Source organism: Sphingobacterium sp. PCS056, assembly GCF_023273895.1.
In the GTDB taxonomy this organism is placed as follows: Bacteria; Bacteroidota; Bacteroidia; order Sphingobacteriales; family Sphingobacteriaceae; genus Sphingobacterium.
In genome coordinates, this window is the sequence record NZ_CP096883.1 from 1,979,849 (window position 1) to 1,996,518 (window position 16,670).

The 16,670-nt window shown below is 37.9% G+C and carries 9 protein-coding genes; all 9 read left to right on the forward strand.

All coding sequences use genetic code 11. The features are described from left to right. Window positions 1-298 precede the first annotated feature (298 nt). The 9 genes from MUB18_RS08140 (at window position 299) to MUB18_RS08180 (ending at window position 16,658) form a co-directional block, all read left to right on the forward strand. Window positions 299-3,160 (forward strand): glycoside hydrolase family 2 protein, encoded by a 2,862-nt coding sequence (locus MUB18_RS08140; RefSeq protein ID WP_248755589.1) that lies wholly within the window; start codon window positions 299-301, stop codon window positions 3,158-3,160. A gap of 242 nt (window positions 3,161-3,402) precedes the next feature. Further along, entirely contained in the window at window positions 3,403-4,725 is a 1,323-nt protein-coding gene (locus tag MUB18_RS08145) for a glycoside hydrolase family 28 protein (RefSeq protein WP_248755590.1), read from the forward strand. 29 nt (window positions 4,726-4,754) lie between these two features. Then, the gene (locus MUB18_RS08150) at window positions 4,755-6,605 is read left to right on the forward strand and encodes a rhamnogalacturonan lyase (protein ID WP_317233182.1); all 1,851 of its coding nucleotides are present in this window, start codon (window positions 4,755-4,757) and stop codon (window positions 6,603-6,605) included. A 53-nt stretch (window positions 6,606-6,658) separates the two neighbouring features. Further along, entirely contained in the window at window positions 6,659-7,426 is a 768-nt protein-coding gene (locus MUB18_RS08155) for a rhamnogalacturonan acetylesterase (protein ID WP_248755591.1), read from the forward strand. Between the two features lie 225 nt (window positions 7,427-7,651). Continuing rightward, window positions 7,652-8,446: a rhamnogalacturonan acetylesterase gene (locus MUB18_RS08160; RefSeq protein ID WP_248755592.1), complete on the forward strand. Its 795-nt coding sequence runs from the start codon at window positions 7,652-7,654 to the stop codon at window positions 8,444-8,446. A gap of 261 nt (window positions 8,447-8,707) precedes the next feature. Beyond that, window positions 8,708-9,868: a glycoside hydrolase family 88 protein gene (locus MUB18_RS08165; protein ID WP_248755593.1), complete on the forward strand. Its 1,161-nt coding sequence runs from the start codon at window positions 8,708-8,710 to the stop codon at window positions 9,866-9,868. 146 nt (window positions 9,869-10,014) lie between these two features. Further along, a complete protein-coding gene (gene rhaM / locus MUB18_RS08170) occupies window positions 10,015-10,326 on the forward strand; it encodes an L-rhamnose mutarotase (RefSeq protein WP_248755594.1) in 312 nt (103 codons plus the stop codon). 24 nt (window positions 10,327-10,350) lie between these two features. After that, on the forward strand, window positions 10,351-13,134 hold the full coding sequence (locus MUB18_RS08175) for a glycosyl hydrolase (protein ID WP_248755595.1): 2,784 nt from the start codon (window positions 10,351-10,353) through the stop codon (window positions 13,132-13,134). 395 nt (window positions 13,135-13,529) lie between these two features. Next, window positions 13,530-16,658, forward strand: a complete 3,129-nt coding sequence (locus tag MUB18_RS08180) for a SusC/RagA family TonB-linked outer membrane protein (protein ID WP_248755596.1) — start codon at window positions 13,530-13,532, stop codon at window positions 16,656-16,658. Window positions 16,659-16,670 lie beyond the last annotated feature (12 nt).

The following is a 16,670-nucleotide window of genomic DNA, read 5'->3' on the forward strand; positions in this document are numbered from 1 at the left end:
CTGTAATCGTACACATTAACATGTGCCTGAAATCTTACTTTACAATACTAAAGAAACAAAATGAATGGATTGTCCTGTGCTGTCATGATGTGAAAGTGATATCCCTATTTTTTAATCCTATCATTCATTATGCTATGTAGGCATGATTTGATCTTGATGGGGCATCTTTGCTATCTGATGATTCTTTGGAAAGTAGATCAACTGCTTTCAATGATTTGATGGACATAGCAGGTAAGTTCAGGATACTTTTGCATATAAAATTCTATACTTTAGATACTTTCATACAAAGAATCGACCTATGTTAAATATCCGCATTACAATTTCTATCCTATTTTATTTATTGTTAGCGACCCTCGTTGAGGGACAGTCTAAAAAACAAATTCAATATCTTTCTGGAACAGATAATGCGCATACGGTAGCGTGGGATTTTTGGGTCACTGGTGGCCGAAATGCAGGTAAATGGACTCAGATTGCTGTGCCAAGCCATTGGGAACAGCAGGGGTTTGGAGCGTACAATTATGGTCGCGACTATGTTACCTATGGTAAAAATTTTCAATTTAATGATGAGAAAGGTTTATACCGTCATCATTTTGAAATACCAGCACAATGGAAAGGAAAAAAAGTGGCTATTGTATTTGAGGGATCTATGACCGATACGGAAGTAAAAATTAATGGTCAGTTGGCAGGAGAGGTCCACCAAGGTGCTTTTTATAGATTTAAATATGATATTACGGATAAAATTCGGTTTGGAAAACCCAATTCATTAGAAGTAATGGTATCAAAAATGTCAGATGAAAAAACGGTAAACAACGCGGAGCGTTTAGCTGATTATTGGATTTTGGGCGGTATCTACAGGCCCGTTTATCTGGAAGCAACGCCACAGAAGCATATCAGTTGGACAGCCATAGATGCTCAGGCTGATGGGAGTTTTCGTAGTCATGTTTACTTGGAAGGATTGACCCAGAAAGAAGAGCTATTACTTGAGATCAAAGATCGTTTGGATAAGACTATTGCTGTTAAAAAGTTTACTGTACAGCCATCAGATTCTGTTAAATTAATTGAACTGTCTGTAGATAAACCTTTGTTATGGACAGCAGAAACACCTCACTTATATCATGCTGTTTTTACATTGGGAAAAAAGAATGAAGAGGTTTACGAACATCAAGAACGTTTTGGGTTTAGAACAATAGAGGTTCGGGAAGGCGATGGCATTTTTGTAAATGGTGTGAAAGTCAAAATGAAAGGTGTGAATAGGCATGTTTGGTGGCCTGAAACAGGACGATCAGTGAATCGCGATATCGATTTGAATGATGTCAAGCTGATTAAGGAAATGAATATGAATGCTGTGCGTTGTTCCCATTATCCACCAGACAAATCTTTTTTAGAAATCTGTGATTCTTTGGGTCTTTATGTATTGGACGAGTTAGCTGGTTGGCAGAAAGCGTACCAAACGCCTGTAGGAAAAAAATTGGTTAAAGAAATGGTTATTCGTGATGTGAATCATCCATCGATCATTCTTTGGAGTAATGGGAATGAAGGGGGACATAACAAAGAACTGATCGATGAGTATAAAAAATATGATCTTTCTGGACGTACGGTGATCCATGCGCATCACCGACCTGGAAACGAGATCAATGGTATTGATTGTAATCATTACGAAGATTTCTATTCCACCAAAAAGATTTTAGAGGGACCGCATATTTATATGCCTACCGAATTTTTGCATGCTCAGGACGATGGAGGCGCAGCGGCTGGTCTTGCCGATATTTGGGAGTTGCATTGGAATGCAAAACTTGGTGCAGGAGGTTTTATTTGGGATTTTGCCGATGAAGGTTTAGTGCGAACAGATTTTAATGGACAGATCGATGTCAATAAAGTGAATGCGCCGGATGGTATTCTCGGTCCATATCGTGAAAAAGAAGGTAGTTTCTATGCGATAAAAGAAATTTTTTCACCCGTTCATATTACCTTAAAACAATTACCAGCAAATTTTGATGGTGCGATTGAAGTTGAGAATCGCTATCATCATACGAATTTAAAAGAATGTTCTTTTGCGTATAAACTGGTGACTTATCAACGACCTGATGCAGATCGGGCTGGCATGGATGCTATTGGTGGACAGGTGATCAATAGCCCAGCAATAGCCCCTACAGAGAAAGGTGTGCTCCAACTACAGCTTCCTAACGATTGGAACCAGTATGATGCACTCTTATTAACCGCTGTAGATTCGCATGGAGAAGAAATTTATACATGGACATGGCGAATAAAGGATAATAAACGGATCACTGCCGAAATTTTGCCCATAAAATCTGCTAGTGCTGTAACATTAACGGATGATAGTACCAATTATATCTTGAAAGCAAATGGAATAACGGCTTTCATTGCAAAGAAAACAGGACTTCTTGTAGATCTAGCGAATGATTACAGTATGAAATTGGCATTCAATAATGGACCTATATTAACGGATGGACAATCGCATGTCAAAACAGCTAAAACCTGGAAAGACGGTCAAAATCAGATTGTCGAATTTATATTGGAAGGTGGTTTGAGTCTCATTCGTTGGACTATGCATCCTGATGGTTGGCTGAAGCTGGATTATGCCTATCACATAAATAAACCAACTTTATACGCCGGTGTTAGTTTCAGTTTTCCTGAGAATTATATCATTAGTGCTAAATGGTTGGGGAATGGTCCTTATCGCGTCTGGAAAAATAGGATGCAGGGGGTAACGTTGAATACTTGGGAAAAAATGTATAACGATGGGCATGCGGGTATCGGACCATGGATATTTCCTGAATTTAAGGGATATTTTTCAGATGTAAGTTGGGTGCAATTTAATACAGTGCAAGGTAAATTCTTGGTCGCAACAGAACAGGATAATATGTTTTTACGGTTGTTCGAATTTTATGGGATCTCTGGCCCCAAAGGTTATCCTCAATTGCCTTCAGGAGATATATCTTTTTTAGACGCTATTCCGCCAATAGGAACTAAATTAGCATTGGGAATCAACAATAATGCTGCAGTTAACGGTCCTGCGGGTGAGTTGAATCAACTACATGGAGAAACCACCAGAACCTTATATTTTTACTTTGGAATACCTAAAGGAGAAAAGGAAAATACACAGTTCGTGATGCCAAAAATAAATGTGTTAACTGATTAATTGATTATTACGTTCATACCAACTTATTTTTTATGGATATAGAGAAGGAGCTTTGAAAAAATTGGTATTCAGGATACTACAGGACAGCTCTTGGTGAAAATGTTCATACCTTTAAGATCTTTTACTGTTGAGATGATAAGCTTATATGACCTGATTCATAGAGGTAGTACAGGAAACAGAGAAATATACATATGCTGACCAGAATCAGTACAACTATAAACCATCAATAAAAATCTAATATAATGAGAAAAACTTGTTGCTCTTTACTTGTACTCCTAGCTTTTGTTGTGTTCTCCCATGTAAATGGACAACATAAATTTCCAAATGGAGCGCCCATATCAGATTGGTTTGAAACGGTAGTACCTACTGCTATTGAAAGTTTAGGACAAAAATATAGCATAACAGATTTTGATGTTATACAAGATAGCACGATCATACAAACAGCCAAGATCCAACGCGCCATAGATAAGGCGTACGAAAGTGGGGGTGGTGTAGTGGTTATACCTCGAGGTGTTTACCTCAGTGGATCGTTGTTCTTTAAACCAAAAACACATTTACATCTGGAGGAAGGTGCTGTATTGAAAGGGAGTGATGACATTGCAGACTTTGCATTGGCAGAGACACGTATGGAGGGACAGACCTTAACCTATTTTTTGGCTTTAGTGAATGCCGATCAAGTTGATGGTTTTACGATTTCGGGTAAAGGGACTTTAGATGGAAATGGTCTTCGTTATTGGAAATCTTTTTGGCTGAGACGTCAATTTAATCCCAACTGTACCAATATGGACGAAATGAGACCTAGATTATTGTATGTTTCCAATAGTAAAGATGTACAGATTTCGGGCATTCGATTGGTAAACTCTCCTTTTTGGACTTCTCATTACTATAAATGTGAAAATCTGAAATTAATCGGATTACATATTACGGCACCAAAAGCGCCAGTAAAAGCCCCCAGTTCAGATGCTATTGATCTGGATGTATGTCATCAAGTATTGATAAAAGATTGTTATATGTCGGTCAACGATGATGCTATTGCTTTGAAAGGTGGTAAAGGGCCAAAGTCTAATCTGGATCCAAATAATGGACCAAATTATAATGTGATCATTGAAAATTGTTTTTTTGGTTTCTGTCATAGTGCTTTGACCTTTGGTAGCGAATCCGTGCATAGCTATAATATTATATTTAGAAATAATACTTTAGATCAAGCACAGAAGCTTCTTCAATTAAAGATGAGGCCAGATACTCCGCAGGAATATGAAAATATCCTGATTGAAAATATTAAAGGAAATGTACAAAGCATGTTGTATATCAAACCCTGGACTCAATTTTTCGATTTAAAGGGTGAAAATCAAATTAAAATGTCCTATGCAAAAAATATGTTATTGCGTAATATCGATCTTGACTGTGCTATCGTATTTGACGTATTGAATTCACAACAATATGTGTTATCCAATTTTACATTTGAAAATATGAATATTCGTGCTTCAAAAGATCCAGTTATTCATCAAGAATATATTCAGGATTTTACGCTTAAAAATGTCACTGTCAATCATAAAAAACTATAATTTGCTAACCTCAAAAGTTTCATACCTAAATGATGAAAATTAAACTTTTATGGATCATGGTTGTGCTGATCAGTTATTTTGATTTATCAGCACAGAGAAACATGGAGTTTCTCAACAGAGGTATGGTAGGTCTGAAAACAACGGATAAATCGGTTTTTTTGAGCTGGAGATTGTTAGGTACGGATGATTATGAAACCGCTTTTACGCTTTATAGGCAACAAGGGGATGGTCCTAAACAAAAATTAAATAGAACTCCTTTGATTAAAGGAACTAATTTTTTGGATCAAACTGTTGACCTGAAGCAAGAGGTGATCTATACATTGGCTCTTGTCCAAGCTGGGAAAGAAGTAGAAGTGGATAAAATCACGTTGACTAAAGATCAGCAAATCCAACAATACCTAAATATTCCTTTGCGAACTCCAGCTGGATATACACCCGGAGATGTTTCTGTTGGAGATCTGGATGGTGATGGCAGTTACGAATTGATTGTCCACCAAACTGGAATTGCTCATGATAATGCGCATAATGGCATTACATCTGAACCTATTTTTCAAGCTTATCAATTGGATGGTACTTTTTTATGGGAAATCAATCTAGGTAAAAATATTCGGGAAGGGGCACATTATACACAATTTATGGTCTATGATCTGGATAATGATGGACGTGCAGAATTGGTTTGTAAAACTGCAGATGGAACAAGAGATGGGCTGGGTAAGATCATTGGGAATCCTTTAGCAGACTGGCGCGATACGGTAAGAACTTCTATAAATTTTGGAAGGATTTTGACTGGTCCCGAATTTTTAACGGTTTTTGATGGTCTGACTGGAGAAGCGGTGAGTACGGTTGATTATCTTCCAGGTCGGGAAGATCTTCGTTCTTGGGGTGATACCAACGGAAATCGTGGCGATCGCTACTTAGCTGCTGTTGCCTACTTGGATGGGGAGAACCCGAGTGTGATCATGACTAGAGGTTATTATGAAAGAACCGCCTTAGCTGCTTGGGATTTTAAAGATAAAAAATTAGTGAGTCGTTGGGTTTTTGATACCAAAGGGCGTAAACATCCTTATTCGGGACAGGGTTATCATAGTTTGTCGGTAGCAGATGTCGATCAAGATGGTCGGGATGAAATTGTTTTTGGGTCTATGGTAATCGATGATCAGGGTAAGGGTTTGTATAGTACAGGTTTGGGACATGGTGATGCTTTGCATGTTGGTGATCTTGATCCAGATAGACCAGGCCTAGAAATCTTTGGTATCCATGAACTAAAAGGAGGTAGAAAAGGGATTGGTGTTAGTTTATTAGATGCAAAGAATGGTGAGCTTTTATTTAAAAATGCGATCGATCAAGATGTCCCACGTGGAGTAGCTGAAAATATTGATCCAAACCACCGTGGGGCTTACTTGTGGTGGTTGGGTTCTAAGGATATGTATGACGCGAAAGGAAACATGGTGGGTGTTGCACCTGGTTCAACTAATTTTCTGATTTGGTGGGATGAGGATCTAAGTCGGGAATTGCTTAATAGCAATTATATTGAAAAATATAATACAGGCATTATTTTTACTGCCGAAGGCGCTTCTTCTATTAATGGTACCAAAAAAACGCCTAATTTATCTGCAGATATTCTAGGGGATTGGCGCGAAGAACTTATTTTAAGGACAAATGACAATCAAAATCTGCGGATCTATACGACAATTATTCCTACCGATCATCGTATCTATACTTTAATGCACGACCCGCAGTATCGTTTGAGTATTGCTTGGCAAAATGTAGCTTATAATCAACCCCCACATACAGGTTATTATCTTGGCACTGGTATGCAAACTCCAGTGAAACCTATTCTAAAAATTGTAAAACCAAATAGAGAAGTAATCCGAAGATGAGGAAATTCATAAAAGTAGTTAGCAGACATCGTGATTATTTAAATATAAGTAATATGTTAAACGCCAGATGGATAATTCTAGTTTTACTAGCTTTCGTATTTATTTCTTTTGTTGCGGATCAATATCGACCTACCGTGTATTTAATAGGAGATTCTACGGTACGCAATAGTAATCAAGAATATTGGGGATGGGGAACTTTGCTGCCTGAATTTCTGGATAGTAATCAAGTAAGTGTCAATAATCAGGCTATGGCGGGGCGGAGTACACGTACTTTTGTTAAAGAGGGCCGGTGGGCTAAAGTTGATTCGATGTTGCGACCTGGGGACTACCTGTTAATCCAGTTTGGACATAATGAAGGGAGCAAGCCTGACACGAGTAAACAAGGATACCGTGGTGTATTGCCTGGGATAGGAACAGATTCAGTGGTTTTGGATTGGGGAAGTAAGGGCAAAGAAGTAGTATACTCTTATGGTCAAAATTTACGTCGTTTTGTTATTGCGGCAAAGAATAAGGGCGTGACCCCAATATTGATATCTATGATCCCACGCAATCAATGGGATGGTACAGGTAAAGTAAAACGTGCTGATCGGGATTATGGTCTATGGGCGAGGCAAATTGCAGAAGAACAAGAAATCGCATTTCTGGATCTGAATCGTATTACTGCTGATAAATATGATCAACTTGGAGCTGAGTTGGTGAAGAAAAGATTTTTCCCTGGCGATCATACACATACCAATAGAGAAGGTGCTATGGAAAACGCGGCCTCTGTTGTTCAAGGTCTTAAAGAAATCCAGAGCTCATTGATCAATTATTTAAAATAGGCTTAATGATGACGAGCAATTTGCTGTCAGTATAAACTCTTGGGATGGATAAGGGTATTGACCAAGGATCAGTTGCGGATTGGAAGACGAGTTGTGAATGTTTGATGAATTGCCGGAAGTTGTTGAAGTGCATATACTTTTTGTACAAGTAGCAGGATAAGAAAACAGATGTAGATTCTTGAAGCAAAATAAAGTCTTCATCTATGATTTTTAAAACATATTGAAATGAATATTGGGAATAAATTAAAATTATTAAATCTTGTTGGACTGCTATTTGCATTTTTTAGTATGTCATTTTTACTAAAGGAAAATAAACCAACTTTTTTTATAATCGGAGACTCTACGGTAAAAAATGGACAAGGTAATGGATCTAATGGTCAGTGGGGATGGGGAAGTTTTATGGATCCCTATTTTGATCTTTCTCAGATTCATGTGAAAAATGAAGCGTTAGGAGGTACAAGTACAAGAACTTTTTATAATAATCCAAAATTATGGCAACAGGTGTTAGATCGTATTCGACCAGGAGATTTTGTGATCATGCAATTTGGACATAATGACTCAAGTCCCATTGTCGATACCTTACGTTCAAGAGGAACAATTAAAGGTAATGGTAATGAGTATCAAGAGGTATATAATCCCTTATTGAAGCAACATGAGGTTGTTTATAGTTATGGTTTTTATCTGCGACGTTTTGTGAAAAATATAAAGGATAAGGGGGCTACGGCTATTATTTGTTCTCCTGTTCCTCGTAATAGCTGGAATGGTCAGTACGTTAAATCATCTGAGTACGCGATTTGGGCTGCTGAAGCAGCTCAAAATTCGGGTAGCTTTTTTATCCCATTACAGGATTTGGTCATTGCTGAATATGAGAAACTAGGAAAAGAAAAAGTTGAAACCACCTATTTTGATACTAAAGATGCAACTCATACCCTACAAGCTGGTGCTCTATTGAATGCAAAGCTCGTTGCGCAACAGCTAAAACTTCAATCCCGCATCGGTATTAAAAAATTTATGAAATAAATGATGTTAGAAATGGGCTATCTAGCCCATTTTTTTGTGCTTTTAGTTGATCCATCAGGATACCTCAGGATGCGCAAATCCTAAAATAAGTGTATACTAGCTATTTGAAAACCGGTACTAAATCTGAATATCGTTGATCCATATTCTTATTCCTTACTATTTTATGATCTTAAATGACAAAATAACGTAACGAAGAATAAATGCTGTACTTCTATTTTAGTATTTCGGAGGATATTATTATAAAACTATTCCATTATAAATATGAAAAAAACAAAACACTGGTGTTATATGCTTGTGCTACTTACTATCGTCACCATAGCAGGTTGTGCTAGCGCTAAGCAGGTGAAAGCTCCATCTCAGCACATATCTTCCAATCAGGTGTTGCAGTCGCTGAGATTGACAAATCGTTATTTTATGGATAAATGGCCCGATACGGGAAAGCCTATTTATACGAACAGGTGGCGCCCCAGTAATATCTGGACAAGAGCTGTTTATTATGAAGGGTTGATGGCATTATATCAAATCGATCCTGATCAGAGCTATTATAATTATGCTGTAGATTGGGGAAATAAACATAAATGGGGCATGCGCAATGGTGTCGAAACACGAAATGCAGATGATCAGGCTTGTGGTCAAACGTATTTGGACCTTTATGAAATCGACCCACAACCGCAGCGTATTAAGGATATTAAAGCCAATATTGATTTTATCATACAATCGGGTAAAGTCGATGATTGGACATGGATAGATGCGATTCAGATGGGTATGCCTGTTTTTGCAAAATTAGGTGTCATGAATAACGATAAGACCTATTTTGAGTATATGTATAAAATGTACCAGCATTCAAAAGTTATTGAGGGTGGAGGACTGTATAATAAGGCCGATAAATTATGGTGGCGAGACAAAGATTTTGTTCCACCCTATCAGGAGCCTAATGGACAAGATTGTTATTGGTCAAGAGGGAATGGTTGGGTAGTAGCCGCCTTGGTTCGTGTGTTGGATTTGATTCCTCAAGACGAGGCTCATCGGGCCGAGTATCTTCAAGATTATAAGGATTTAATGGAAGCTCTATTGCCTATACAGCGAGCAGATGGCTTTTGGAATGTGAGTTTACATGATGCTAATCATTTTGGAGGAAGAGAAACCTCAGGCACCGCTTTATTTGTATATGGTATGGCTTGGGGAATTAATAAAGGTCTTTTAGATGAAAAAACATATCGACCAGTTGTTGAAAAAGCTTGGATAGCCATGTCTAATGAAGCCATTCATCCTTCTGGTTTTCTAGGCTTTATGCAAGGGACCGGTAAGGAACCAAAGGATGGACAACCCGTAAGTTTTTCAAGTATGCCCGATTTTGAAGATTATGGTTTGGGGTGTTTCTTGTTGGGGGGAACAGAGGTTTATAAGATGCTGAATAAATAACATATCTTAAGATACCCAATTTGAGGTGGAATCTGATGATAAGAGGAGAATAATGAAAATATAAAGTGAGATGCAAGTCTACTATTGGATCATGCTCATGGTAGAAGATGCATGAGCAAAATTAGTATTGAAAAAAATAAAGTATAATGGAAAAAGTAGCTTTTAAAATGAAACTAAAGCCAGGAATGCTGGAAGAATATAAAAAAAGACATCATGAGATCTGGCCAGAATTGGTTGATTTACTTCATTATAATGGGATTTCTGATTATACTATTTTTCTAGATGAAGAAACGGATACACTTTTTGCTGTGCAACGTCTTTCTGGTCATTCTTCTCAAGATTTAGGTAATGAAGTCATTGTTCAGAAGTGGTGGCTATATATGCGCGATCTGATGGAAGTGAATCCGGATAATTCACCCATATCAAAAAATCTACAACATGTATTTCATATGGATTAATGAACTGGAGATAAAGAAAACAATATGAAAAAAATATATGTGTTTTTGTTGATTGCATGTGCTATGAATATGGGTGGTCAATGTTATGGTCAAAATCTTTGGCCCCAAGTTACTAAGGAGATGAAACCTTGGACAAGATGGTGGTGGCTGGGATCTGCTGTAGATAAGGAAAACATAGCACGTGAATTGACATTGCTGGAAAAAAGTGGATTTGGTGGAGTAGAAATTACGCCTATTTATGGGGCGAAGGGCTTCGAAAATAAATACATCAATTTCCTTTCTCCTAAATGGATGGATATACTGAACGCAACAACAGATAAAGCGACTAAACTCGGTATGGGGGTCGACATGAATTTGGGTACAGGCTGGCCATTTGGTGGTCCGCAAATCCAAGAAAAGGATGCTGCTACGAAATTGATATTGGAAGAAATCGTTTTGAAAAAGGGAGAGCAACTCACATTTCCTTTAAAACCACAAGATTCCAAACATAAATATGCTGCATTGCAAGCGCTACGAGCTTATGCAGCAGGCAATAAGGAAATCAATCTTGACGTGAATATAGATCGTATTTCTGGCTATTGGACAGCTCCTGAAGATGTTAGAATATGGGCATTATTTACTGCAAGAACCTATCAAAAAGTAAAGAGGGCAGCTCCTGGTGGTGAAGGCTATACGCTTGACCATCTAGGGAGTCAATCCGTAAAAAACTATTTAAATAGATTTGACCATGCATTTGATCATAAAAATTTAAAAGTCAGAGCTTTCTTTAATGATAGTTATGAAGTTTATGGTGCAAACTGGACGGATACTTTCTTATTGGAATTTGATCGGATGAAGGGATATAAATTACAAGACCACCTGTTGGATTTTGCGGGGAAGGGTGGAGATGTCAATAAGATGGCAAGAATTAAATCTGATTACAGAGAGGTGGTCGATATGTTGTTAACTAAAAATTTTTTAACCCCTTTTACAGCATTTGCACAGCAAAATGGAGCACTATCTAAAAATCAAGCACACGGTTCACCGGGTAATTTGATTGATCTATATGCAGCTACCGATATTGCTGAATGCGAAACATTTGGTTCTAGTTATTTTCAAATTCCTGGTTTAAGAAGGGATTCGGCGGATGTCAGAAATGTAGATCCCGATCCAATGATGGCAAAATTTGCTACTTCGGCAACAAATGTATATGGAAAAAAATATACCTCTTCGGAAACATTTACTTGGTTAACCGAGCATTTTAAGACCTCTTTATCTCAAACCAAACCTGAGGTCGAACAATTATTTCTTGCCGGTGTCAATCATATATTCTATCACGGTACGACCTATTCACCTCAAGAAGTACCTTATCCAGGCTGGTTGTTTTATGCTTCTGTTAATTTTGTTCCTCACAACTCTTTTTGGGATCATCTTTCCGGCTTAAACCAATACATTACACGTGTGCAGTCTGTGTTACAGTCGACGAAGGCAAATCATGAATTATTGGTTTACTGGCCTGTATATGATCTGTGGAATGATGCAGAGAAATTGCAGCATGCATCGCATAGTGATGATGGGAAAGAAGTATGGGATAAAGCTTTGAAAGTCCATGATGTTGATGACTGGTTACACCCAACAGCTTTTTATAAGGAAAGCATAAAATTGCAACGCCGCGGTTATAGTTTCGATTTTGCAAGTGATCATATTTTGAATCAATCCATAATCAAGGGAAATCATATTTTAACTTCTAAGGAGGCTCATCCTTATCAAGCGATCTATATTCCAGCTTGTCATTATTTTTCGGAAAACACAATGAAGAAAATATTGCAGTTAGCCGAAGATGGTGCTACGATAATTTTTCAAGCCATGCCTAAGGAAGTTCCAGGTTTTAGTCAATTGGAGCAACGTACTGCTATGCTTCAGCAATATATCGGTTCGTTAGGATTTGATCAGGAAAATAAAAACCAATATACTGCTTATGGAAAAGGAAAAATTTATTTGACTACGGATATCCATACTGCTTTAGAAACAGAACATATTTTTCCTGAAAGGGTCAGTCAAACTGGATTAAAGTTTACGCGTCGTATTTCAGGGGATCAGATTTATTATTATTTAGTAAATCATGGTTCAGAAACTGTCGATAAAACTATTGAGCTTAATGCAAAAAGTAATTATTATTCTCTACTTGATCCACAAACTGGTAAGATCTATGCATTGACACCTACAGCGGGAAAAATTCGTGTGCAGATCCAACCTGGGTATTCTTGGATCGTTTTAGTTTCTCCAAATCAAAGGGCCGATCAGGCATATGTTTATATGGATCACTTACATGCGGAAGTACAGCTGACTGCGCCATGGAAAGTTAACTTTATTGCGGGGGGGCCAACTTTACCTCATTCAAGAAACGTGAAAACCTTAACCTCTTGGACCAAGTGGGATGATCAAGAAGCTGTTGATTTTTCGGGTACAGCTGCTTATGAAACCAGGTTTTCTCTGAAAAAAAATGATGGAAAGCGCTATCTATTGAAATTGGGAAGAGTGGCTGAAAGTGCTCGGGTATTTATTAACGGTCAAGATGCTGGGATTTTGTGGTCCATTCCTTTTCAGACCAATATCGAACAATTTTTGGTTGATGGTGAAAATAATATACGTGTTGAGGTTGCTAATTTAATGGCTAACCGGATGCGTTATTTAGACAAAAATAAAGTGTCATGGCGAAACTATCATGAAATCAATTTTGTCAATATCAATTATAAAGAATTTGATGCTAGTGATTGGGAACCTATGGATAGTGGGTTGATCGGGCCTGTTGAGCTTTTTAGTTATTGAAAATAAAGTTTTATATCTGACTAAGAGTTTCGTATTGGCGAGGCTCTAATTTTTAGTATAGGTCAGGTATTATCATCATTTTGTTTAGTGTTAATTACTTGGTTTATTGATTATTACCCCCTCTTGTTGATGTGGGAGCCACCTTTTAAGCAAAAGGTGGCTCTTTTTTTATAATCCTGAACAGAATTGGCAGGATTGAGCAGGATGGATAATTTATCTTATCGTTCTACATTTATACATCATTATAAATCTAGAAAGGTCTTGGTTGAAACTGTAACCAGTAGTTGACAAGAGAATAATCACTTTAGCTTTCTATGTAACCATTGCTTAATACTGATTTTTTATAAAAAAAAATCGATAGAAATAATATCTAATTACATCTAAATTATAACCAAATGAGAAGCAGTTTCAAAATTGAGTTTGAACATGTTTTAAAAAAGTACTTGTTGCTGGTCGTGATATCCATCTACAGTACTGTTCAATTGTATGCTCAAACAACATTAAGCGGAAGAGTCCATGATGAGAAAGGATCACCCGTTGAAGGAGTTACCATTCAGGTAAAAGGAAAATCCGCTGTAACAAAAACAAATGCTGAAGGAAATTTTACGATCACAGGCGCACCTGTAGATCTATTGGTGGTTTCAAGCGTGGGTTATGAGTCACAAGAAATAGCTGTGAGAAGTCAAACACGATTTAACATTATTTTAGTACCTAAAATTGATGTCATGGATGAGGTGGTTGTCGTCGGCTATGGAACCATGAAAAAAAAGGATCTAACTGGAGCTATTGCGAGTATTGGGGAAAAAGAATTAAAGGCAATGCCTGTAAAAGATGCTTTACAAGCCATGCAGGGTAAAGTGGCAGGTGTTGATATTACTTCTAATCAAAGACCTGGCACAACTGGTAGTATTCAAATCCGAGGTGTTCGTTCATTAAGTGCAAATCAAAGTCCATTATATGTGGTGGATGGTATGGTGTTGCAGGCAAGTGGTATTGACAATATCAACCCAAGCGATATTGAATCCATTGATGTCTTAAAGGATGCCTCTTCAACAGCGGTATATGGAGCTCGTGGTGCGAATGGTGTGGTGCTAGTGACGACAAAACAAGGAAAAAAAGGCAGACTGACATTAAACTATGCAGGAACGGCTACTTTGGAAAAAATGTATGATGTCACCGAGTATATGAATGCAGCAGAATGGTTAGATTATGCACGTTTGGCAAAAAACAAAACGACGACTCCTGATTATAGCAAGGATTTTTCTTTATGGGGTTCTGTCGCGGCCTCATGGCAAAATATTGCCAAAGGATGGACCAATAATAATACGGTATGGAATCCGGACCTCGTTGGAAACTACGATTGGGCTGATGCGGGTAGAAAAAATGCCTTGTCCACAGAACATACGTTAAGTATTGCTGGTGGTGGAGAAAATTCTAGGGGTTATGGATCTTTTGGTTATTTGAAACAGGATGCCACTCAGCCGGGACAAAAATTTGATCGGTATACGTCTAAAGTAAGTTTTGAAGCGACTCCGACCAAGTGGTTTACGATGGGCGCATCCATCAATACATTTTTCTCTGATCAAGATTATGGGTATAACTTTTCAAAATCTGTGACAGGAGCGGGGGACTACTACAGTGCTCTACGTGGCATGTTACCTTGGACAGTACCCTATGATGAGAATGGTAAATATCTGCGTAATCCTGCTGCAGGTGATATTAATATCATTAATCCAATTAACGAATTAGAATATAATACTAATCAGCGACAAACTTTTGGAGCTAATGGAAGTTTCTTCGGTCAACTTGATCTCGGTCAGATCTATGCTCCATTAAAAGGATTACGCTACAGGATGCAATTTGGTCCCGAGTTTCGCTATTATCGTCTTGGTTTGGCCAATGCTGCAGATGGAATAAACGGTGATGGCAATAATGCGGTTACTTATTCTACTAACCGGAATCTGGCTTGGACATTAGATAATTTAATTTATTATGACCGTGATTTTGGAACGGATCATCACTTGGGCGTTACTTTATTGCAATCCTCCACGGCTCGCAATACTGAAAATTCAAATATGAAAGCTACAGATGTATATAGTGCAGAAGAATTGTGGTACAATATATCTTCTGGAGGTTTTATTGGGTCATATGGTACTGGCTTATCGGAAGAGCAGATGAATTCTTATATGGCTCGTCTGAATTATTCTTATAAAGACCGCTATATGTTAAGCGCATTTGTTCGTTGGGATGGCGCATCTGTCTTGGCTCCAGGCCATCAGTGGCAATCCTTTCCTTCAGTTGCAGCTTCATGGCGTATCGATCAAGAGCAGTTTATGAAGGATGTCTCTTTTGTCAACACGTTAAAAGTACGTTTGGGAATTGGTGTTGTGGGAAACTCCGCAATAGGTCCTTACCAGACAAAAGGTTTATTAACTCAGAATTTTTATAATTGGAGTTCGACAAACTCTACCCCAGGATATATTGCTTCGGATCCATCAGCAGCTAATCCTCAGAAAATGGCGAATCCAGAGCTAGGATGGGAGCGTACCACACAATATAATCTAGGCTTAGATTATGGTTTCTTCCAAAATCGGATTAGTGGAGCATTTGACATCTATAAGACAAAAACAAACGATTTATTGCAAGTCATGAGTATACCTTCCATTTTGGGATATACGACAACTTTTGCGAATGTTGGTAAAACTGAGGGTTGGGGTATCGATCTACAGGTTAATACGGTGAATATTAAAAAAGAAAATTTTCAATGGATGACATCGATTACCTGGTCCAAGGATAAAAACAAAGTGGTGGAATTGGCCAATGGAAGAAGCGAAGATCTTAATAATAATTGGATCGTGGGACAAGAGATTTCAGTACCCTATGATCTCGTATATGATGGGATTTGGAAGACGGATCAAGAGGAAGAGGCTAAAAAGTATGGTGCAAAACCGGGACAAATTCGGGTGAAGGATCTAAGTGGCCCAGATGGTGTGCCAGATGGTAAAATCGATCGTAATTATGATCGTCAGGTTTTAGGATCTTATCGTCCCAAATGGTCTGGTGGAATCTCCAATACCTTCAATTACAAAAACTTTGAATTGTCATTCTTTATTTATTCACGTTGGGGGCAGACCATCAACGCAGGAGCAGAAACATTGGGAGGACGTTTCATGATGCGAAAACTCGATTATTTTATTCCTCAAATCAATGAAGATGCTGAATATTATCAACCCGGTATCAATGGTGAGGCTGCAGATCCGAACAATTCGTCCATGAACTACCGCGATGGCTCATTTGTCAAATTGAGAAATATAAGTTTTGGTTATAATTTCCCAGCTGAAAAATTGAAAAAATTAGGGATCAGTAATTTTAAGGTGTATGGTCAAGTGATGAATCCAGCCATGTTATATTCAAAAATTGATTTTTTAGATCCTGATTTATCGACGTACAATAACAATACGGTGCAGGCTGGATCTGCTATTACCACAAGAGGAGCAGTAATAGGTGTTAATATTGGCTTCTGATGATATGAAAGT